Source organism: Inhella inkyongensis (assembly GCF_005952805.1).
GTDB lineage: Bacteria > Pseudomonadota > Gammaproteobacteria > Burkholderiales > Burkholderiaceae_C > Inhella > Inhella inkyongensis.
Genome location: NZ_CP040709.1, coordinates 3,373,685 through 3,395,208 on the forward strand (window position 1 = coordinate 3,373,685; position 21,524 = coordinate 3,395,208).

General features: G+C 66.9%; 18 protein-coding genes. 13 read left to right on the plus strand and 5 right to left on the minus strand.

Annotation, left to right across the window (positions count from 1 at the left end):
- Nucleotides 1-124: 124 nt before the first annotated feature.
- From FF090_RS15975 to FF090_RS15985, 3 genes are all read left to right on the plus strand, one after another.
- Complete coding sequence (locus FF090_RS15975; protein WP_138857667.1) at nucleotides 125-919, plus strand: type IV pili methyl-accepting chemotaxis transducer N-terminal domain-containing protein; 795 nt, start codon at nucleotides 125-127, stop codon at nucleotides 917-919.
- 95 nt (nucleotides 920-1,014) lie between these two features.
- Nucleotides 1,015-1,626, plus strand: a complete 612-nt coding sequence (locus FF090_RS15980; RefSeq protein WP_138857668.1) for a UPF0149 family protein — start codon at nucleotides 1,015-1,017, stop codon at nucleotides 1,624-1,626.
- A 102-nt stretch (nucleotides 1,627-1,728) separates the two neighbouring features.
- The gene (locus FF090_RS15985; RefSeq protein ID WP_138857669.1) at nucleotides 1,729-2,730 is read left to right on the plus strand and encodes an AAA family ATPase; all 1,002 of its coding nucleotides are present in this window, start codon (nucleotides 1,729-1,731) and stop codon (nucleotides 2,728-2,730) included.
- Between the two features lie 3 nt (nucleotides 2,731-2,733).
- Here FF090_RS15985 and FF090_RS15990 read toward each other — a convergent pair whose 3' ends face one another.
- On the minus strand, nucleotides 2,734-3,966 hold the full coding sequence (locus FF090_RS15990; protein WP_175423690.1) for an alpha/beta fold hydrolase: 1,233 nt from the start codon (nucleotides 3,964-3,966) through the stop codon (nucleotides 2,734-2,736).
- Nucleotides 3,967-4,197: 231 nt separating this feature from the next.
- Between FF090_RS15990 and groES the strand changes: the two genes are divergently transcribed.
- The 4 genes from groES to FF090_RS16010 all read left to right on the plus strand — a co-directional run bounded on the left by groES (nucleotide 4,198) and on the right by FF090_RS16010 (nucleotide 10,425).
- Nucleotides 4,198-4,488: a co-chaperone GroES gene (groES, locus tag FF090_RS15995; RefSeq protein WP_138857671.1), complete on the plus strand. Its 291-nt coding sequence runs from the start codon at nucleotides 4,198-4,200 to the stop codon at nucleotides 4,486-4,488.
- 127 nt (nucleotides 4,489-4,615) lie between these two features.
- Entirely contained in the window at nucleotides 4,616-6,253 is a 1,638-nt protein-coding gene (groL, locus tag FF090_RS16000) for a chaperonin GroEL (RefSeq protein ID WP_138857672.1), read from the plus strand.
- Between the two features lie 75 nt (nucleotides 6,254-6,328).
- Nucleotides 6,329-8,224: a DUF1631 family protein gene (locus FF090_RS16005; RefSeq protein WP_138857673.1), complete on the plus strand. Its 1,896-nt coding sequence runs from the start codon at nucleotides 6,329-6,331 to the stop codon at nucleotides 8,222-8,224.
- Entirely contained in the window at nucleotides 8,221-10,425 is a 2,205-nt protein-coding gene (locus FF090_RS16010) for a patatin-like phospholipase family protein (protein WP_138857674.1), read from the plus strand. Before FF090_RS16005 ends, FF090_RS16010 begins: the two co-directional genes overlap by 4 nt.
- Here FF090_RS16010 and FF090_RS16015 read toward each other — a convergent pair.
- From FF090_RS16015 to yihA, 3 genes are read right to left on the minus strand one after another with little or no spacing between them, the layout of a single operon-like run.
- Nucleotides 10,405-12,363: a hybrid sensor histidine kinase/response regulator gene (locus tag FF090_RS16015; protein ID WP_138857675.1), complete on the minus strand. Its 1,959-nt coding sequence runs from the start codon at nucleotides 12,361-12,363 to the stop codon at nucleotides 10,405-10,407. The genes FF090_RS16010 and FF090_RS16015 overlap by 21 nt on opposite strands.
- Nucleotides 12,364-12,372: 9 nt before the next feature.
- Entirely contained in the window at nucleotides 12,373-13,173 is an 801-nt protein-coding gene (locus FF090_RS16020) for a response regulator (RefSeq protein ID WP_246071447.1), read from the minus strand.
- The gene (yihA, locus tag FF090_RS16025) at nucleotides 13,124-13,873 is read right to left on the minus strand and encodes a ribosome biogenesis GTP-binding protein YihA/YsxC (protein WP_138857677.1); all 750 of its coding nucleotides are present in this window, start codon (nucleotides 13,871-13,873) and stop codon (nucleotides 13,124-13,126) included. Before yihA ends, FF090_RS16020 begins: the two co-directional genes overlap by 50 nt.
- A 96-nt stretch (nucleotides 13,874-13,969) precedes the next feature.
- On the opposite strand from yihA, the gene FF090_RS16030 reads away from it, so the two are divergent.
- From FF090_RS16030 to msrQ, 6 genes are all read left to right on the plus strand, one after another.
- Nucleotides 13,970-14,599, plus strand: a complete 630-nt coding sequence (locus FF090_RS16030; protein WP_175423691.1) for a c-type cytochrome — start codon at nucleotides 13,970-13,972, stop codon at nucleotides 14,597-14,599.
- 72 nt (nucleotides 14,600-14,671) lie between these two features.
- Nucleotides 14,672-16,723 carry a cytochrome c biogenesis protein ResB gene (locus FF090_RS16035; protein ID WP_138857678.1) on the plus strand — a complete coding sequence of 684 codons (2,052 nt, stop codon included), beginning with the start codon at nucleotides 14,672-14,674 and terminating at the stop codon, nucleotides 16,721-16,723.
- Nucleotides 16,720-18,054: a c-type cytochrome biogenesis protein CcsB gene (gene ccsB, locus FF090_RS16040; protein ID WP_138857679.1), complete on the plus strand. Its 1,335-nt coding sequence runs from the start codon at nucleotides 16,720-16,722 to the stop codon at nucleotides 18,052-18,054. The genes FF090_RS16035 and ccsB overlap by 4 nt, the downstream gene beginning before the upstream one ends.
- 35 nt (nucleotides 18,055-18,089) lie before the next feature.
- Complete coding sequence (locus tag FF090_RS16045) at nucleotides 18,090-18,941, plus strand: substrate-binding periplasmic protein (protein ID WP_138857680.1); 852 nt, start codon at nucleotides 18,090-18,092, stop codon at nucleotides 18,939-18,941.
- A complete protein-coding gene (gene msrP, locus FF090_RS16050; protein ID WP_246071448.1) occupies nucleotides 18,898-19,827 on the plus strand; it encodes a protein-methionine-sulfoxide reductase catalytic subunit MsrP in 930 nt (309 codons plus the stop codon). Before FF090_RS16045 ends, msrP begins: the two co-directional genes overlap by 44 nt.
- Nucleotides 19,818-20,426 carry a protein-methionine-sulfoxide reductase heme-binding subunit MsrQ gene (gene msrQ, locus FF090_RS16055; RefSeq protein WP_138857682.1) on the plus strand — a complete coding sequence of 203 codons (609 nt, stop codon included), beginning with the start codon at nucleotides 19,818-19,820 and terminating at the stop codon, nucleotides 20,424-20,426. Before msrP ends, msrQ begins: the two co-directional genes overlap by 10 nt.
- Here msrQ and FF090_RS16060 read toward each other — a convergent pair.
- A complete protein-coding gene (locus tag FF090_RS16060; RefSeq protein ID WP_138857683.1) occupies nucleotides 20,414-21,448 on the minus strand; it encodes a hypothetical protein in 1,035 nt (344 codons plus the stop codon). The genes msrQ and FF090_RS16060 overlap by 13 nt on opposite strands.
- Nucleotides 21,449-21,524: the final 76 nt, after the last annotated feature.

Here is a 21,524-nt window from a genome sequence, read left to right on the forward strand (position 1 = left end):
GTTTGCTGTGTATATGCGATATGCACAGTATATACAGTCAATTCGCTCGCAAGCAAACTGCATCAAGGCCGGCTCGCGGCCCGCTAACCAGAATCAACGGCCTCTATTCACAAAGGGAGGCCCCATGTCCCATCGGTCGATCGCCCGTCGCCACGTCCTGCTGCTGGGCAGCAGCCTGATCTACATGCCCGCCTGGGCCCAGGTGCGCGACCTCAACGACGCCATCAACAAGGCCGGGCGTCAGCGCATGCTCAGCCAGCGCTGCGCCAAGGCCTGGCTGGCCCTGGCCCAGGGCGTCCGCAGAGAACAGGCCGAGCGCGTGCTGGCCGATTCCATGGCACTGTTTGACCGCCAGCTGGTGGAACTGCGCGCCTTCGCCACGGCCAGCGGCCCGCGCAACACCCTGGCCGAGCTGGAGCCGCGCTGGTCGGCCTACAAGATCGCCTTGGTGGGCGCCGTGCCCCAGCGTGCCGGAGCTGACCCCGTGCTGGCCGCCGCCGGCCAAGTGCTTGCGCTTGCGCACCAGAGCACCGAACAGCTGGAGCAGCTCTCTGGCCAGCCGTCCGGGCGCTGGGTCAATTTGGCCGGACGCCAGCGCATGCTCAGCCAGCGTATGGCCGCAGCCTATCTGGCGGCCAGTTGGGGCGTGCAATCCGCCAGCCAACAGCAAGCGCTGCAGCTGGCGCAACAAGAATTCCGCGCGGCCCACACCCAGCTGCTGGCCGCGCGGGAGAACACCACCCTCCTGAATCAGGAACTGGCCCGCGTGGGTCAGCAGTTCACCTTTTTCGAGGCCGCCCTGCAAAGCCTGCAGCCAGGCCAACCCAACCCGCGCGCGCAGGACGAGGTCTTCAGCACCAGCGAGCGCATCCTGCAACTGATGGACGGGATCACTGGGCAATACGCCCGATCGGTCTGACCTATGCTGCGCGGCTGAATGTCTCGCCGCCCTGCCGCGCTCAGCGCGCGGGCGGCCCCCCGATCCCGCGCGCCGGTCGCCCAGAGTGAGTTCCCATGCAATACCCCAGCTACAACCCCGCCTCCGACAACTTGCCCCTCAGCGACGAGGAGCTGGGGCAGCTTGACGACCTGTTGGCCGATCTGCCCAGCGACGGCGCCATGAACATCGAGGCCCTGGACGGCTACCTGACCGCCCTGCTGCTCAGTCCCGTCCCGGTGGCGAGCCTGGCCGGCGAGGCCTGGATTCCGCTGGTCTGGGGCGGCGACGGCGAAGGCCAGGCCCCCTTCACCAGCGGCAAGCAACGCAAAAAGGCCACCCTGCTGGTGCTGCGGCACCTGAACAGCCTGGCGCACACCCTGAGCCGCGAGCCCCAAGCCTGGGAGCCCATCTTCAGCCAGGCTGAAGAGGACGGCCAGGAACTGGTGGATGCCGAGGACTGGTGCACCGGCTTCATGATCGGCGTGGACCTTGGCGGCGAGGCCTGGGCGCCGCGCTTCGAAAACGACGCCACCGCTGCACTTCTGGCTCCCATCGTCCTGCTGGGCGGCGCCGAAGATCAGTTGCGCCCCGAAGACCTGGCGCGCCTGCACGACCTGCACCAGCTCGACGCACTGAGCCGCGAAGTGCCTGAGGCCGTGCTGGGGTTGTGCAAGCAGACCGGCTGAGCGTGCATCTGCCGCATCCATTGCGGCCAATTTGAAGTTTTGCGCTTCCCAAAGCGGGGCAGCATCCGTACAACGGAAGCTCGCACTTCGCAAGGAGGCAGCATGAGCCACAGCCCGAACGCCCTGGCCTGTATCCCGGCCACCCCGCGCATTCCGCTGGCGCAGATGCGCAGCGTCTACGACTGCGCCAGCGTGCAGACCAAGCTGGACAAGCTGCCCGCCCAAGATCACCCGGCCCTGCGCGCCACCTATGAGCGCATGCTGGCCAAGGGGGCGCAGCGCTTCCAGGTCAAGCCCAGCGGGCTGCCGGCCATGGCCGAGCTGTACGAAGAGCTGCCCAACTTCCACGCCGTGCTGGACGATGTGAAGCGCCAGATCGCGCTGTGCGCCGACAGCGGGGACGCACTGGAGATCACGCCACTCTTGCTGCTGGGCCCACCGGGCGTGGGCAAGACGCATTTCGCGCGCCAGCTGGCCGATCTGCTGGGCACCGGCCACGCCTTTTTGTCGATGAGCGCGATGACGGCCGGCTGGTTGATCGGCGGCGCCAGCAGCCAGTGGAAGGGCGCCAAACCCGGCAAGGTCTTCGAGGCCCTGGTGGAGGGTGAGTACGCCAACCCGGTGATGGTGGTGGACGAGATCGACAAGGCCAGCGCCGAGGCCAGCTATGACCCGCTGGGCTCGCTCTACAGCCTCCTGGAACACGACACCGCCTGCGCCTTCACCGATGAATTCGCCGAGGTGGCGGTGGACGCCAGCCAGCTGATCTGGGTGGCCACGGCCAATGACGCACGAACCATCCCCGATCCGATCCTGAACCGCTGCAACGTCTACGAGATCGAGGCCCCGGACTTCGAGGCCGCTCGTGGCATCGCAGCCCGGCTCTACCGCAACATCCGCGCCGCCCATGACTGGGGCCGGCAGTTCACCGAGAGCCCCAGCGACACCGTGCTCGACCAACTGGCCGCCTTGCCCCCGCGCGAAATGCGGCGCGCCTGGATGACCGCCTTTGGCAATGCCAAGCTGGCGGGTCGATCCGAAATCCAGACCACCGATTTGCCAAGCAGCAGCGGCGGCCGCCGCGGGCCGCTCGGTTTTACTTGAGCTTTACTTGAGTGCCTCGGCCAGGCGCAGATTGGCCTCGATGGCCTGAATCTGGCGGGCCGATGCACTCTGTTGGCGCGCCAATTCCAGGGCCTTGGCGAATTGAGCGCGGGCCGCCTGGCCCTGACCGGTCTTGAGCAGAGCCTCACCCAGACTGTCCTGCGCGTTCACCGATTGCGGGAATCGCACGGCGTTGTGCACCAGCACGGCCTGCGCCAGCGAGCGTTGCGCAGCCTGCCCCAACAAGCGATAGCCTAGGCCGTTGATATCGACCTCGCCCAGCTGGCTTGCCCGCAGCAGCGCATCCACCTCGGCCTGGAGGCTGGGATTGCCCTCCAACTTCAGTGCCGCCAAACCTTGCTCCAGTTGCTGGCGCCGCTGTGCCTGTACTTGGCGCTGGGCCTCCGCCTGGGACAGGCGGATCGCGGCCTGGACAGCCTGCACCACCAGCTCGGGCTCCTCTTGCTGGATATGGTGGCCGCTGACGTCCGTCACCCAATGCAGGCTGTTGCGCTGCGGCGCGAGCCAGCGCGCATGCTCTTGGCGCCAGACCTCGCGTCCAGCCGGCGTGAAGGCCACCAGGTCCGGCCACTCGGGCTTGATGGAGGTGAGCAGCACGGTCGGACGTTGCTGCAGCGGGCGCGATTCGATGGCCAGCCCTTGACCCAAGGCCTTCATCACCCACTCGTACTCGGCCTTGAAGCGCGCCGGGGCGCGTTGCAGCAGCGCGGCGTCGTCGGCATCAGCGCGTTGCGGTTCGATCTTGCGCAGCGCCGGCGTGTAGGTCTCGCTGGCCGGATCCACCAGCACCAGAGCGGCCACGGCCTCCGGATGGCGCGCCGCGAAGGCCCGCACCACCAGCCCGCCGTAGCTGTGTCCGACCAGCACATAGGGCGGCGGCAATTTGGAGGCGGCCAGCAAACCCTCTAAATCGCGTACGCGATCGTCGACCGTCGGCACGGTGGGTGCCGGGTCGGAGGCGCCGACGCCGGCGCGTGAATAAGCCAGCAGCCGCGCCTGCGGCGCCAGGCCAGGCAGAACCTTGCGCCAGGTCGACCAGCCGGTGGCGAATCCCGCCTCCAGCACCACGCTGGCCTGGCCTTCGCCCAACTGCAGCACCTCCAACTGACGTTGGCTCTCGGGGAGGGTCAGGCGGCTGGGCACCGGCTGCGCCAACACCAAGCCGGGTGCTGCCAGGACAGATAGGAAAAAGAGCAGGAACTTGGAGGGGAGCATGGGGCCGCCGATTTTGGGAATGAAACGCATCGTCGTCAGCAACCGGCGGGCTGCCCAGCGAATTGCGATGAAGTGCGCCAATCCCCCCCTCGATTTGTCGCCCACCCCCCTCTTGAAGCCTGGCCGAGCGCCCCTATACTTCGACCACTAGCACTCGCAGTAGCTGAGTGCTAACAGACCGGCGCCAGGCTCCAAGCCCAAAGCGCCCCGTTTTTTCCTGAAGGAGATCCCATGAACCTGCGTCCCCTGCACGATCGCGTGATCGTCAAGCGCCTCGAGAACGAAACCAAGACCGCCTCGGGCATCGTGATCCCCGACAACGCCGCCGAGAAGCCCGATCAGGGCGAAGTGCTGGCCGTCGGTCCGGGCAAGCGCAACGACAAGGGCGACTTTGTGGCCCTGAACATCAAGGTCGGCGACCGCGTGCTGTTCGGCAAGTACAGCGGCCAGACCGTCAAGGTGGACGGCAATGAACTGCTGGTCATGAAAGAAGACGACCTCTTCGCCGTCGTCGAGAAGTGATTGCCTAAGGCAATCACTTTCGTCGCAGGCTAACTTGGCGCAGCCAAGTTAAGGGCCGCAGGCCCGGCCGCAGACAGAAGTTGGTTGCACAGCGCCAACCTGTTTTACTGAATTCGGAGATATCAACATGGCAGCAAAAGACGTTGTGTTCGGCGGCGAAGCCCGCGCGCGCATGGTCGAAGGCGTGAACATCCTGGCCAACGCGGTCAAGGTGACCCTGGGCCCCAAGGGCCGCAATGTGGTGCTCGAGCGCTCGTTTGGCGCCCCCACCGTGACCAAGGACGGCGTGTCCGTGGCCAAGGAAATCGAGCTGAAGGACAAGCTGCAGAACATGGGCGCCCAGATGGTCAAGGAAGTCGCTTCCAAGACCAGCGACAACGCCGGTGACGGCACCACCACCGCCACCGTGCTGGCCCAGGCCATCGTGCGCGAAGGCATGAAGTACGTGGCCGCCGGCATGAACCCGATGGATCTGAAGCGCGGTATCGACAAGGCGGTTGCCGCCCTGGTCGTCGAGCTGAAGAAGGCCTCCAAGGCCACCACCACATCTAAGGAAATCGCCCAAGTCGGTTCGATCTCGGCCAACAGCGACGAGTCGATCGGCACCATCATCGCCAACGCGATGGACAAGGTCGGCAAGGAAGGCGTGATCACCGTCGAAGACGGCAAGAGCCTGGACAACGAGCTGGATGTCGTGGAAGGCATGCAGTTCGACCGCGGCTACCTGTCGCCCTACTTCATCAACAACCCCGAGAAGCAAATCGCGCTGCTGGACAACCCGTTTGTCCTGCTGCACGACAAGAAGGTCAGCAACATCCGCGACCTGCTGCCGGTGCTGGAGCAAGTGGCCAAGGCTGGCCGCCCGCTGCTGATCATTGCCGAAGAAGTTGACGGCGAAGCCCTGGCCACCCTGGTGGTCAACACCATCCGCGGCATCCTGAAGGTCGTGGCCGTCAAGGCTCCGGGCTTTGGCGATCGTCGCAAGGCCATGCTGGAAGACATCGCCATCCTGACCGGTGGCAAGGTCATCGCCGAAGAAGTCGGTCTGAGCCTGGAAAAGGTCACCCTGGCCGACCTGGGCCAAGCCAAGCGCATCGAAGTGGGCAAGGAAAACACCACCATCATCGATGGCGCCGGTGCCGCTGCCGACATCGAAGCCCGCGTCAAGCAGATCCGTGCCCAGATCGAAGAAGCCACCAGCGACTACGACCGCGAGAAGCTGCAAGAGCGCGTGGCCAAGCTGGCCGGCGGCGTGGCCGTCATCAAGGTCGGTGCTGCCACCGAAGTCGAGATGAAGGAAAAGAAGGCTCGCGTGGAAGACGCGCTGCACGCCACCCGTGCTGCCGTTGAGGAAGGCATCGTCGCCGGCGGCGGCGTGGCCCTGCTGCGCGCCAAGCAAGCTGCTGGCAAGATCGAAGGCGCCAACGCCGATCAGGACGCCGGCATCAAGCTGGTCCTGAAGGCCATCGAAGCCCCGCTGCGCGAAATCGTGTTCAACGCCGGTGGCGAGCCCAGCGTCGTGATCAACGCCGTGCTGAACGGTTCGGGCAACTTCGGTTTCAATGCCGCCAACGACACCTATGGCGACATGATCGAGATGGGCATCCTGGACCCCACCAAGGTGACCCGCACCGCGTTGCAGAACGCCGCCTCCGTGGCCAGCCTGATGCTGACCACCGAGTGCATGGTGGCCGAGACGCCCAAGGAAGACGCTGCTCCGGCCATGCCGGGTGGCGGCATGGGCGGCATGGGCATGGACATGTAAGTTCCAGCCCACAGTCTCCTGTGTGCAAGGGGTTCGCCTTAGGGCGAACCCCTTTTTACTTTCCATAATGGGTTTATGGCGACCCATCCCTTGCAATTGCAAATGGCCGAGTTGGTGCTGGCCCTGGTGCCCGACCTCACGCGCAATTTGCAAGAGTCAATCCAACAAGCCATCAAGCACAAGAACATGGGCTTGCAGGAGGCCTGGGCGCGGCGCCGGCAGCGCTTCCAGATGGAGTTTGAGACCAGCCTGCGCCCCGCCCTGGCTCAAGTACGCCAAGGCCTGGATCCGCTTGCCCCGCGCCGGCAAGTCGCCATGGACCAACTGGCGCTGGTGGATGAACACCAGGCGCTGCGCGACGTGGGCATCGCTCATGTGGTGGAGTTGGCCACCGAGGCCAACCGTAGCGAACTCTTTCGCCTGCAGAACTTTTTTGCCGGCTTGAACCAGAACAGCCAGCGCCCGAGCCGCGAACCCAACCCGCTTCGCCCAGCCCTGTTCGCCCGCGCGCTGTCCGATGCCCTGAGCGGCTCTGACCTGCGCGCCGAGGGTCATTACTCCTTGATGCAGGCGGCCGCCCCGGCATTGGCCGCCGCGCTGGCCCCCATCTACACCGCACTGGGCGAAGTGCTGGCCCGCGAGCGGCTGACCGCCATGGTCAGCAGCGTGGACTTGGGGAATTCGCCGCGTCGCCCCTTGAGCAGCGTGCCGGGCGGCCTGGACAACTTGCGCCAGCGGGTCGAGGCGATGGAGTCCCAGCGTCTGAGTCTGGGCAGTGGGCAAGGCCCCAATCTGCTGCAACGGCTCTACGACCAGATGTTGGCGGACCCGCACCTGCTGCCGCCGGTCAAGGCCCAGCTGGCTCGCCTGCAAATCGCCGTCTCGCGCCTGGCCCATCACGACCCGCAGTTACTGCGCCAGCAAGACCACCCGACCTGGCGCCTGATCAATGCCGTGGCCGCCTATGGCGCCGCCTTCCAGGATGCCCAGGACTCACGCCTGCGCGACTTCCTGCAGTTCCTGGAAGACCAGACCGAGTTGTTGATCAACAGCCCGGCCCCCAATCGCCAGCAGTTCGAGAACCTGCAGCGCCTGATCGATGGCTTCATTGCCCGCCAGGCGCGGGAACGCAGTGGTTCTTCCACCGCCGCCCTTGCCGCCCTGGAGCGCGAGCGCCAACGCGGCCCCTGGGCCGCCCTGCTGCGCGAGCAGCTCGATGCGCAATTGCATAGCGCGCGCATCAGCCCCTCGGTGCGCGAGTTCCTGCTCGGCATCTGGGTCGATGTGATCGTGCAGGCCATGGTGCTGGAGGGCCACGAGGCTCGCTCGGTGCAGGAATTGGTGGCGGTGGTGGACGAACTGGTCGAAAGCCTGGTGCCCAAGCGAGACCCAGCTGCGCAGGAAAAGCAGCGCCATGCGCTGCCTGCCCTGGTGGCGCGCATCGAGCATGGCCTGCACAGCATCGCCCTGTCGGACAGCAAGCGCAGCGCCATCCTCAAGGGCTTGGCCCAGCAACACGCACGCGCCCTGCGCGGGCTGGGCGAGTCCACCGCGCCGGAGCCGGCCTGGATCAAGGAGACCGAGGTCAAACGCCTGCTGGACGAGCGCGACAGCGAGTTCGGCTCGGTCTGGGCCCATGCCGAAGTCAATCGCGCCGAACTGCCCACCGAGCCCTTGCCCTTGGCCGATGCCCGCCTGCGCGACGAGGCGGTCGGCCAATGGTTACGCCATCTGCAAATCGGTGGCTGGTTCCACCTGTTCGTCAACAGCCATTGGCTGACGGCGCAACTGGTCTGGGTCAGCGAAGGCAGTCAGTTCTATCTCTTCGTCGGCCAGGACGCGACCGACCGCCATTCGATGACCCAAGGCGCCCTGGCTCAGCTCTATGCCAATGGGCTGGTGACCTATCTGGAACAAGAAGGGCTGCTGGAGCGTGCGGTATCGACGCTGATGCAAGACCTCGATCCATGAGGCTCTGGCTGTGGGGACTGGCGCTGCTGCTGTGCGGCAGCGCGTTGGCGCAGACGGCGCAGCGCCCGCCAATCGGCCTGGTGCTCTCAGGCGGCGGCGCACGTGGGCTCACGCACATCGGCGTGCTCAAGGTGCTGGAGCGCGAGCGCATCCCGGTGGACGTGATTGCCGGCACCTCGATGGGCGCCATCGTGGGCGGCCTGTACGCCAGCGGCATGGATGCCGCCAGTTTGGAACGCGAGCTGCTGGCGCTGAACTGGCCACAGATGTTCGCCAGCCGGGTGGATCGGCAACACCTGTCGCAGCGCCGCAAAGAGGAGGACTTTGCGTTTTCGCCGGCCATCGAGCTGGGCCTGCGCGACGGCGAGTTGCGCGCCCCGCAAGGCACGGTCTCGACCCGGGGCCTCGAAGTACTGTTGCGCCGCCTGACCCTGCCGGTGCGCCACATCCAGCGCTTTTCAGACCTCCCCACGCCCTTCCGGGCGGTGGCCACTGACATGGAAATCGGCGAGCCGGTGGTGATGGAGGACGGCGACCTGGCCCAGGCGCTACGTGCCTCGATGAGCGTGCCAGGGCTGTTCTCCCCCATCGAACGCGAGGACCGCTTGCTGGGCGACGGTGGCCTGGTCAACAACCTGCCCATCGACGTGGTGCGCCGCATGGGCGCGCAGCGTGTCATCGCCGTCAATGTGGGCACCCCGCTGGCCGGCCGCGAGACCCTGGGCACCGCTCTGGGCCTGACGGCGCAAATGATCAACATCCTGACCGAGCAGAACGTCAAGCGCAGCCTGGCGTCGCTGTGGGAAGAGGATGTGCTGCTCAACCCCGGTCTGGGCGCCCTGACCTCGGGCGACTTCGAGCGCGCCGCCGAGTTCATCCGCATCGGCGAGGCCAGCGCCGAAGCCCTACTGGGCGAGTTGCGCCCGCTGGCCCTGAGTGAGGCGGCCTATGCCCAGTGGCGCACGGCGCGGGCCCGCAACGCCCTGCCCCTGCCGCGTCTGGCGGCGCTGCGCTTTGAAGGCCAGACCCTGACGCGCCCTGAGCGCTGGTTGCCGGTGCTGGCCAGCCAGGTCGGTCAGCCCTTTGAGGAGGCCAAGGCGGTGCGCGACACCCGCTTGCTGGCCGCCAGTGGCGACTATTCCGGGGTCGACTTTCGCCTCGAGCAAAGCCCGGAAGGCGACACCTTGGTGTTCGATCTGAGCGAGAAGCACTGGGGACCGAACTACTTCAAGATCGGCCTGGATCTGAGCACCGACAACAACGGTGGCAGCGCCTTCACATTGCGGCTGAGCCACAACCGCCACTGGCTCAACCGCTTGGGCGCCGAGTGGCGTAACCAGCTCTCTATTGGCCGCAGCCCCAGCTTGTTCAGCGAGTTCTACCAACCGCTGTCCGAGCAGGTGGGCGGCAGGCGCGACTGGTTTGTGGCCGGCTGGGGCGAAGCCCAACTTCGACAGCAAAGCCTCTATGACGCCGGCGGCCAAGAAGTGGCCCAGTTGCGGCGCACCGCGCTCACCAGCGGGCTGGATCTGGGCCAGCCCTGGGGTCGCCTTGGCGAGCTGCGCCTGGGCCTGTGGCAAGAGGCCGCGCGCTGGAAGGAAGAAATCAGCGAAGTCACCCTGCCCTCGGACCGGCTGGGCCAAGTGCAGCGCCTGCGCGGCCTGCGCGCCCGGGTGCAGATTGACCAACTGGACGAAGCCAGCTTCCCCACCGACGGCTACCGCCTGGGCCTGACCGGCGTGCTCGGCAAACAAACCGGCCTGGCTGGCCGCGCCCACCGCGTGGAGCTCGACTTCGCGCAGGCGCGCAGCTGGGGCGGGCACACCCTGAACCTGCAGCTGCGCGCGGCAGCCACCCAACAACTGCCCGACGTGCCCGGGGGGCCCTACAGCCTGGGAGGCTTTCAGCAGCTCAGCGGGCTGCGCCAGGACCAGCTCAGCGGCAACGCCTTGCTGTTGCTGCGCGCCGGCTGGTACCGGCGCCTGAGCGACAAGCCGGTGCTGACGCGCGGCTGGTTCGTCGGCGCCTCGCTGGAGGCCGGCAATGTGTGGCTCGCGCCGCGTGCGCTGTCGCTGCGCGATCTGCGCCACTCGGCCTCGGTCTTTCTGGGCGCCGACACCGGGCTGGGGCCGCTCTATCTGGGCCTGGGCGCGGCGCGCGAAGGCGGTACCGCGGCTTACTTATTCCTGGGAAGGCCCTAGCAAGGCTTCCACGGCGCTCAGCAGCTCGGCCTTGCCAAAGGGCTTGTCCAGATGCGGACAGCCGGTCTCGTCCAGGAAGCTGCGTGCGCCCGGGCTGAGGGTGTCGCCGGTGACGAACAGCAATCGCCGTGTCAGTGTGGGCCAGCGCGCCTGCAGCGCCCGCCACAGGCCGGCGCCATCCAGATCCGGCATGCGCAAGTCGGAGATCACGGCGTCAAATCGCGCCATCTCCAGGAGCTCCAGCGCCACGGCGCCACTTTCGGCGCTGCTGACCTCATAGCCGGCGCGCTCCAACAAAGCACGCAGCAAGTCGACGATCTCGGGTTCGTCGTCCACCACCAGCAGGCGCGCGCGCGCCGGGTCCTCCGGGGGCAGGGGCGCTGGTCGGGTCTCCGTGGCATCCGCCTCGCTCTGCACCCCGCTGATGGGCAGGCTCAGACGCAGGCAGGCGCCGCCCTCGGCCGGGTTCTCCAACTGGAGATCACCGCCGTGGTCGCGCGCCAAAGAGCGCGACACCGCCAGACCCAGACCCGTGCCCAAGCCCTCGGGCTTGGTGGTGAAGAAGGGCTCAAAGATTTGCCCGCGCAGGGCTTCGGGCACGCCGGGGCCACTGTCCTGCACCCGCAACCACACGCGCGGCTCGCGCTCACTGCGGCGGCTCTCCACCCCCGTGCTCAGGCGCAATCGCCGCGGCCCTTCCACAGTGGCCAGAGCCTGCTGCGCGTTGACCATCAAATTGAGCACGATCTGCCCCAGCTGATCCCCATCGGCCAGGGCCAGCGGCAGGGCCGGATGCAAGTCCAGACTCAATTCGATGCCATGACTGCGCAAGCCGTACTGCAGCAGATCGACGGCCGCATGCACCAGTTCATTGAGGGCCACCGGCGCACGCTGCATGGGCTTGCTGCGCGCCATATTCAGAAAGGTACGCACGATGCGGCCGCAGCGCTCGGCCGCCTCGCGGATGCGCGCCGCCTCCAGGGCCAGATCGCTACCGGCCGTCTTCTCCTCCAACAAGGAGGCCCGCCCCATCACGATGGCCAACGGGTTGTTCAATTCGTGCGCCACCCCGGCCAGTAAGCTGCCCATGGCGCTGAGCTTCTCGCTCTGGCGCAGGGCCTCGCGCTGACGCTGAATGAGCTGCTGGGCCTTGACCCGCTCGCTCATGTCGATGATGGAGGCCGTGAAATAGCTCTGCGTGCCCACATCGGTGCGCCACAGCACCATCTCGATGGGGAACTCGCTGCCATCGGCGCGCTGCGCTGGCAGGTCCAAGCGCTGGCCCATGACCCGCGGCGCCTCGCCCCGAGACATGCGCGCCATGCCGTCTTCGTGAGCGCCGCGCAAGCGCGGCGGAATCATCACCTCGGCCACGGTGGCGCCCAGAGCCTGTGCGCGGCTGCGGCCAAACATGGCCTCGGCCGCCGGGTTGAATTCGACGATGCGGCCCTGGGCATCGCTGGTCACCAAGGCGGCCAGCGCGTTATCGACGATGGCGCTCTTGAGGCGCTCGGCGCGCTGCAAGGCGGCCAGCCGTTCGTCCGCCTGCTCGGCTTGCAGGCGCATGGCCGTGCTGTCGCGGCTGTAGGCCACGATCAGACGATCTTCGCGCGGCGTGCCTGGTGCCGCCGGCAAGGCCTGGATCTGGTCTTCAACGAAGCGCCGCCCATGATGCGGGTAATCCACCCAGGCGCTGTGCTGCAAAACCTCACCGGCCAGGGCCCGTTCCACCAACGGTGCATAGAGCGCACCGATCTCGGCGCCACGGGCCTCAGACACCGTGCGCCCCAGCAGGTCCTCGGCGCGCCGTTGCAGAAAATCCAACGCGGTCTGGTTGACGTAGCGATAGCGCATCGCGCCATCGACCACTGCCACCCGCAGCGGCACCTGGTCCAGCAAACCCGCCAACAGCGGGGTCAGTTCGGCGGGCAGATTCATTGCGTGGGCTTAGCGAGGAGCAGGCACATAGACATAGCCCACATTGCGCACGGTCTTGATGTGTTCGGGCTTGTCAGGGTTGCGCTCCACCTTGCGGCGCAAGCGCATAACCCGCAGATCGATGGAGCGATCAAAGACCTCCCAACCGCGGTTGTGCGCCTGCTCCATGATCTGGTCGCGGCTCAAGGGGCGGTTGGGGTGCCGGGCAAACAAGGCCAGCAAGTCGAACTCGGCCGCGGTGATTTCAATCTCCTGGCCCTGCTCGCCGTAGAGCTTGCGCTGGGCCATATCCAGCTGGCAAAAACCGAAGGGCAGGCGCTCATCGCTTGCCGCCTCGAGCCTCGGCGCCGGCGCGGCCGGCGGCGGCACCGCCACCGTCAACCGGCGCAGCACCGCCCGCACCCGCGCCAACAACTCGCGCGGCTCAAAGGGTTTGGGCAGGTAGTCGTCCGCGCCCATCTCCAGGCCCAGCACGCGGTCGATGGAATCGCTGGCCGTGGTCAGCATCACGATGCCCACGCCCGGATGGGTCTCGCGCATCCAGCGCGCCAGGGCCAGGCCGTTCTCGCCAGGCATGTTGACATCCAGCACGGCCAAGCCCGGACGGGCCTGGGCCAGATGGTCGCGAGCCTGCGCGGCATCGGCCGCGGCATGGACCTTCAGCCCATGGCGCCCGAAATACTCCACCAGCAGACTGCGCAGCTCCGGCTCATCGTCCACCACCAGCAGGTGGGGAGCGTCCAGACCGGGCTGGCTGGCCTCAGGCGTCATCGTCCAACTCGGGCTGATCGAGTGCCGGGTCGCCCTCATCCGCCTCATCCAGCGCCGGCGCACAACCCAACCATTCGTGCAGTTGGCGCGCGGCGTCGGCCACACCCTGGTTTTTCAGCGCACTAAAGAGGGCCACGCCGATGTCGGCCTGCTCGGTCAGCACATAGCTGGCCAGCAGCTCCTGGGTCTCGCGCAGGATGGCCGCCTGCTCCTTGCGATTGAGCTTGTCGGCCTTGGTCAGCAAGACCAACAACCGAACCTCGCCGGCATAGATGCGCTCGGCCATGAAGTCGATCAGCTGGCGATCCAGATCGGTGAGGCCGTGGCGGCTGTCCACCATCTGCACCACACCCACCAGGGGCTTGCGCTCGACCAGGTAGTCGGCCATCACCTTTTGCCAGCGCTGCTTGGCATCGCGGTTCACCGCCGCGTAGCCATAGCCAGGAAGGTCAGCCCAGAGCTGATTGGGCGCGTCCTTGGGGCCGACGTGGAACAGATTGATGTGCTGGGTGCGGCCCGGCGTCTTGGAGGCAAAGGCTAGGCGCTTGGTCTGCGCCAAGGTGTTGATGGCCGTGCTTTTGCCCGCATTCGAGCGGCCCACGAAGGCCACCTCGGGCAGGCCGGTCTCGGGCAGTTGGTGGAGTTGTGCAGCGGTGGTGAAGAACCGCGCGGTGTGGGCCCAGCCCAGCACCTCTTTGTCGGAGGGCGGCGTGGGCGAAATCGGCGTGGGCTCGGTCATTGGGGCGGCATTGTAAGATTCGCTTCATTGCGCCCTGGGCCCTCCAGGGCGCGCCCGTTTTGCAAGACGCTCAAGCTCAAGAAAGCGCCCGCCACCATGAAGAAGCCGCTGCGCCTCATCGCCCTGCTCCTGACCGCTGCCGCCACCCAGGCCACGATGGCCGCTGGCGCCCCCGCCGCTGCGGCACCCAAGGCCGATCTGGCCAAGGGTCAGGCGATCTCGACCCAAGTGTGTGCGGCCTGCCACAGCGCCGACGGCAGCCGGGGCAGCCCGGCCAACCCCATCATCGCTGGCCAGCACCCCGAGTACCTGGCCAAGCAACTGGCTGACTTCAAGGAAGGCAAGCGCAAGAGCGCCGTGATGCAAGGCTTTGCGGGCGCGCTGAGTGCCGACGACATGCGCAATGTCGCCGCCTTCTACGGCAGCAAAACCGCCAAGCCGGGCGCGGCCAAGAACAAGGACACCGTGGCCCTGGGTCAGGCGATCTATCGCGGCGGCATCGCCGCCCGTGGCGTGCCGGCCTGTGCGGCCTGCCACAGCCCCAACGGCGCCGGCTTGCCGGTGCAGTTCCCGCGGGTGGGCGGCCAGCATGCCGACTACACCGAGGCCCAGCTGAACGCCTTCCGCAGCGGCGCGCGCGTCAACGCCCAGATGAGCGCCATTGCTGCCAAGATGAACGACAAGGAAATCAAAGCCGTGTCGGACTACATCGCCGGCTTGAACTAAAGCAAGGCTCTTGCAGAAAGAGGCCGGCCGCTGTGCCGGCCTTTTTTGTGCCCGCGACAATCGCGCCCGCCCATGTCCAACGCCCCTGCCCCCCTGCGCCGCACGCTGCTTGAGCTGCTGGCCTCGATGCGCTTCGCGATTGCGCTGCTCACCCTGATCTGCATCGCTTCGGTGATCGGCACGGTGCTCAAGCAACGCGAGCCGCTGAACAACTACATCAATGAGTTTGGTCCCTTCTGGGCCGAACTGTTTGGTCGCCTGGACCTGTTCACCGTCTACAGCGCGCCTTGGTTCCTGCTGATCCTGGCCTTTCTGGTGATCTCCACCAGCTTGTGCATTGCACGGCAGACCCCCAAGATCCTGCGCGACTGGCAGGACGCCAAGCTGCGCGTGCGCGCCGAGAGCCTGGCCGCCTACCACCACCACGCCCGCGCCCAGTGGTCGCAGGACGCCACAAGCACCCGCCAAGTCCTGGCCGCGCGCTTAGGCGCCGAAGGCTGGCAGTTCAAGGAAGACGAGCGCAGGATTGACGACCAATCAGTCGGCCGCCTGATGGCCTCGCGCAAGGGCCGCATTCACAAGCTGGGCTACCTGGCCGCGCATGGCGCCATCGTGCTGGTCTGCCTGGGCGGCCTGCTGGATGGTGACCTGATCGTGCGCCTGGCACTGCAGTTGCAGGGCAAGACCCTGTTCACCGGCAGCGGCAACGTGACCAATCCCGAGACGCATCGGCTGGACACCCGCAACCCCAGCTTCCGCGGCAACCTCTTTGTGCCCGAGGGCCAGCGCGCCGACACCGCGGTGCTGACCTTGCCGGGCGGCATCGCCCTGCAGCAGCTGCCGTTCTCGCTGGAGCTCAACAAATTCCAGGTCGAGTACTACGACACCGGCATGCCCAAGCTGTTCGCCAGCGAGGTGGTGCTGGTGGATGGCACTGAGCGCCGTAGCGCGCGCATCGAGGTCAACAAGCCGCTGATCCACAAAGGCCTGGCGATCTACCAGAGCAGCTTCGAGGACGGCGGATCCAAGGTCACGCTCAAGGCCGAGCCTCTGGGGCCGGGCCGCAGCCTGACGATTGACGGTCAGGTGGGGGGCAAGCTGGAGCTGCCCTCCAGCCAGCAGACCCTGGAAGTGGAGGCGCTGCGCGTCATCAATGTCGAGGACTTCGGCCAGGTGCGCGGCGCCGCCGAGGCCGCAGAGTCTGCCAGTGGCCCGAAGCAGTCGCCCTTCGCCACGGGCTCTGCCGCCAAGGATCCGGCCAAGAAGACCCTGCGCAACATTGGCCCCTCCATCACCTATCGGCTGCGCGATGCCGCCGGCCAGGCCAAGGAGTTCCACAACTACATGCAGCCCGTGGAGTTGGACGGGCAACGCGTCTACCTGCTGGGCCTGCGCGAGTCCGCCAGCGACGAGTTCCGCTACCTTCGCGCCCCGGCCGACGAGAACGACAGCTTGCAGGGCTGGCTGCGACTGCGCCGTGCCCTGCTGGACCCGGCGCAGCGTCAGGCCGCCGCCCTGGCCTACGCCCAGACCGCCAGCGACAAGCCGGAACTGCGCGAGCAAATCGCCGCCAGCGCCGCCAAGGCCCTGGCCCTGCTGGCGGGTGCTGACTCGACCGCCCCCGGTACCGGCGGCCTTCAGGCCCTGGCCCAGCACATCGAAAAATCCGTCCCCGAGGCCGAGCGCGAGCGCGTCTCCGGGGTGCTGCTGCGGGTCTTGTCCGGCTCCCTGGCCCTGCTGGACGAGCAAGCCCGCCGCGCCGCCGAGGTGACGGTGCCGGCCGCAGATGCCACCCGGCAGGCCTTCCTGACGCAGGCCCTGATGGCCATCTCGGACAGCGTGCTTTATCCCGCCCCCCAGATCTTCCTGCTCGAGGGCTTTGAGCAGCGTCAGGCCTCGGTGTTCCAGGTCACCCGTGCGCCGGGTCAGAAGCTGGTCTATTTGGGCGCCGTGTTGTTGATGCTGGGCGTGTTCGCCATGCTGTATTTGCGCGAGCGCCGCCTGTGGCTGTGGCTGGAACCCGCCGAGGGCGGCACCGCCGTGCTGCTGGCCTACTCCAGCCAACGTCAGGGCAGCGACACCGATGCCGAGTTCGAACGCCTCAAGGGCCTGATCGCACCATGAACACCACCACCGCCCCCCTGCCCATGCTGCGCCGCTCGCCGGCCGACTGGGCCTTCGCGGCCCTGACCCTGATCGGGTTGGCGCTGGCCTTCTGGCGTTACTCGGCCTCGATGGATGGCTACGAGCAGGCCATCTTGCTCGGCGCCGCCCCTGCCCTGATTGCCCTGGGCTGGTTCTGGGCGCCGCTGCGCACGCTCACGGTCATCGTCGGCGCGGCCAGTCTGTTGGCTCTGGCGCTTTACAGCGGCAAGACCGATGGGTTCGGTGCCGATCTGCAGGCCGGCGAACAGCTCTTCTTGCTGAAGTACGCACTGGCCAGCCAGAGCGCCATCCTCTGGATGGCCTTTCTGACCCTGCTTTCTACCCTGTTCTATTGGGCCGCGCTGGCCTGGCGCGGGCAGGCCGCCATGCTGGAAGCCAGCGCCACCAAGCTGGCCTGGGGCGCCGTGGCAATGGCCCTGATCGGCACCCTGGTGCGCTGGTTTGAGAGCCACCAGATCGCCCCCGATATCGGTCACATCCCGGTCAGCAACCTCTACGAAGTGTTCGTGCTCTTCGTGTGGATGACCACGCTCTTCCACCTCTACTACGCCGAGCGCTTCGGCACCCGTGCGCTGGGGGCCTGGGTGATGCTGGTGGTGTCGGCGGCGGTGGGCTTTTTGCTTTGGTACAGCGCCTCGCGCGGCGCGCACGAGATCCAGCCCCTGGTGCCGGCCCTGCAAAGCTGGTGGATGAAGATCCACGTGCCGGCCAATTTCGTCGGCTACGGCTGCTTTGCGCTGGCCGCCATGGTGGCCATGGCCTTCCTGCTCAAGACCCAGCCGGCGCGCAGCCTCTGGATCGGCCTGGTGGCCCTGCCGCTGGGCCTGGTGCTGGTGCTGCTGGTGTTTGCCCAGTTTGGCGGCTTCAGCGAGACCACCACGGCCGGCCTGTTGGCCTGGGCCCGCAAGTTCGGCGGCCTGGGTCTGTTCCTGGCCGCCTGCGTGGCCTTGCGCGCGCGGGTCACGGCCCGACTGCCCGAACTGCCGGTGCTGGACGAACTGATGTACCGCGCCATCGCGCTCGGTTTCGCCTTTTTCACCATCGCCACCATCCTGGGCGCCTTCTGGGCCGCCGAGGCCTGGGGCGGCTACTGGAGTTGGGACCCGAAGGAGACCTGGGCCCTGATCGTCTGGCTGAACTACGCCGCCTGGCTGCACATGCGGCTGATCAAGGGCCTGCGCGGCGCCATGGGGGCCTGGTGGGCCTTGGTGGGGCTTCTGGTCACCACCTTCGCCTTCTTGGGCGTCAACATGTTCCTCAGCGGCCTGCACAGCTACGGCGAGCTCTGATCTAAGCTGGGGCCAAAGCGACACCGGGAGCGCTCATGAAGACCCTCTTCGCATTGGCCCTGATCAGTCTCCAGGCCCTGGCCCAAGCGGCCGATCTGCAAATCGCGACTGGCGAGTTCCCGCCCTATGCCACGGCCAGTCGGGCCGATCAGGGCATTGCACTGAGCATCGTGCGGCGCGCTTTCGAGCTGGACGGCCACCAGGTGAAGTTCACCTTTCTGCCCTGGTCGCGCGCGCAGTTGGAGACTGAAGCCGGCAAGTGGGATGCCTCGGCGCATTGGGGCGCCTCGGACGAGCGTCGCAAGAAGTTTTTGCTGAGCGACAACCTACTGAGCGAGCAGTGGGTGTTCCTGCACCGCCGGGCGATGGCCTTTGACTGGATGCGGCTGGAGGACTTGCAGTCCTTTGTCATCGGCATGACGCGCGACTACACCTACACGCCCGAGCTCTGGTCCGCCGCCCGCGCCGGCACCCTGATCAGCTCCTCAGTCCCCAACGACCTGGCCGGCCTGAAGATGCTCCAGGCCGGCCGGATCGACGTGCTGCCACTGGAACGCAATGTGGCCTGTGACCTGTTGGTGCAGCACTTCGACGATGCCGCCGCCGGCCAGATTGCCGCCCACCCGCGGGCCATGACCGATCAGTTCACCACCCACGTGCTCTTTCCGAAGGGCAAGGGCGCCAGCCCACACCTCCTGGCCGACTTCAACCGGGGGCTCAAGAAGCTGCGTGAGTCGCCCGAGTACGCGAAGCTCAAGGCCAATGTGCGCTGCCCCAGCAGTTGGGCGCTTGTAAGGTCAGCAGCCCCCGATGCGACATGGGTGGCAGCCCTGGAGCCCCACCATGACACCCGCTTCGCACGAAATCACGCCCCGCCCGTTCTTTGAGCAACGCCGCCTGCTGCTCAGCGCACTGGCCCTTCCGGCTGCCTGGGCGACGGCCCCCGCGCAGGGCAAAGGTGCGCCCCTGGCCGCCACCCGAAGCGCCCTGCCGGGTGCGCTGACCCTGGACAAGCCCACCGCCTACAGCGACGCCACCAGCTACAACAACTTCTACGAATTCGGCACCGACAAGAGCGACCCGGCCGAACGCGCCCACACCCTGCGCACCCGGCCCTGGACCGTGATGGTGGACGGCGAGTGCCTGAAGCCCAGGCGCTTTGACCTGGAGGAACTGCTCAAGCTCGCCCCCATGGAAGAGCGCATCTACCGGCTGCGCTGCGTCGAGGGCTGGAGCATGGTGATTCCATGGATCGGCTACTCGCTGTCCGCACTCCTGAAGCAGGTCGAGCCCACCGGCAAGGCCAAGTTCGTCGAGTTCACTACCCTGGCCGACAAGGCGCAGATGCCTGGGCTGCGCAGTGGCGTGCTGGACTGGCCCTACACCGAGGGCCTGCGCCTGGACGAGGCCCTGCACCCGCTGACCCTGCTGAGCTTCGGCATGTATGGCGAAGTCCTGCCCAAGCAGAACGGCGCCCCCCTGCGGCTGGTGGTGCCCTGGAAGTACGGCTTCAAATCGGCCAAGAGTCTGGTGCGCATCCGTCTCACCGAAAAGGCGCCCGCCACCAGCTGGAACCTCTCGGCCCCGCAGGAGTACGGCTTCTTCAGCAATGTGAACCCGCAGGTGGACCACCCGCGCTGGAGCCAGGCCACGGAGCGCCGCATCGGCGAGGACGGACTGTTCGCCCGCCGTCGTCCCACGCTCCTATTCAATGGCTACGCGGATCAGGTGGGCCAGCTCTACAGCGGCATGGATTTGAAGAAGTGGTTCTGAGCGCGCTGACCCACCGCGCCGCCAAGCCGATTGCGCACCTGCTCTGCGCGCTTCCCCTGGCCTGGCTGATCGGGGCCGCGGCCACCCAGGGTTTGGGCGCCAACCCCGCCGAGGCCTTGATCCGCTCCCTGGGCGACTGGGCCTTGCGCGGCCTGCTGCTGACCCTGGCCATCACTCCACTGCGGGTGCAATTCCACCAGCCCGCCCTGCTGCGCTTTCGCCGTCTGCTGGGCGTCTGGACCTTTGCCTACGCCAGCCTGCATTTGCTGGCCTATGCCTGGCTGGACATGGGCCTGGGCTTCAGCGACATCGCACGCGACATCGCCAAGCGCCCCTTCATCCTGGTCGGAATGTTGAGCTTTGCCCTGCTGCTACCGCTGGCGGCCACTTCCTTCAACCGCGCCGTGCGCTGGCTGGGGGGCAAGCGCTGGCAGGCGCTGCACCGGCTCATCTATCTGATCCCCTTCAGCGTCTGCCTGCACTTTTGGTGGATGCGCGCGGGCAAGAACAACTTCAGCGATCCCTTCTTCTACAGCGCCCTGTTTGCCCTGGCCTTGGGCTGGCGCCTGTGGAGGCGCTGGCAACGTCAAGCGGCGTAGCCGCGCGGCATGTGGCCTTCCAGGTGCTTGAAGCGCGCCAACTTGGCGCGGTTGCGGTGGCCCAGCGGGCCGTCGCGCCACTGGGGTGCGCGGCTGGCATCCACCTCGTAGTTCAGGGACTGGAACAGCGGCGCGAATTCGGCGCGGGCCAGATCCCGCGCATAGGGCCGCGTCAAGCGCGAGAGGCGGGCGATGCGCAGCGGATCCTGGGTGCGACTGAAGCGCTGCAAGCCCCGGAAGCTGAAGCGCTCTTCCACCTGCCGGTCGCTGATCTGGATCAGCCGATCCATCAGGGCATAGCTCAACTCCACCCGATCCAATGCCGCTAGCAGCAAGGTGAAGCGCAGGCCGTCGAATTCGGCCAGATCCCCCTCCGTCCGACGGGCCGCTGGCGGCTCGCCCAGTCGCAAGTCCAGCAGCCACTGACCTTCGCTCCAGGGCTGGGCCCGCTCCAAGGCAATGGGCCGCTGGCCAAATTCCAGGTCGGCCAACCAGTCTTGCAAGCCGCCCGGCGCTTCGTCGACCTGGCGGGCGATCAGCTCGGGATGGGCCGCCATCAATGGCAGATCCAGGTGGTTGCTCAAAGGCACGCTGCGCCGACCGCTCAGCGGGTCGCGCAGGGTCAGCAACTCGCGCACCTCGTGCTCGCGCGCCTTCTTGATGGCCAGCAAGGCGGTCTGAATCACCTCAGAGGTGGGCGTGTCTGCATCGATGCGCCACTTGCGGCCATAGACCAGCTTGTGCGGGCGCTGCTGCTCGCCCCGCTCGTAGTTCTCGCGCCCCACCATACCCACCTGCAGATACAGCCCGCGCGCGTCCTCAGCGGCGAACAGCAGGGTGTGGCTGTCGAACTCCACTTCAGCCAGCAGCGCGGCCAGCGATTCAGCGGTTTGCTGGTACTGCAGATAGTGCTGGGGCACGCAAGCCTGACCATTGGGCAAGTCCACATGCGGCGCATTCGGCATCAGACGCTCGCCCGGACCGGGCGTGGGCTGAAGGAGAAGGGGAACAGGCGTGGACATGGGCAGTGGAACGACAGGGCTTGCGGAGTGACGGCATTCTGAAAATCCAGGCCCGATCCGAGAAGTGCTGTGCATC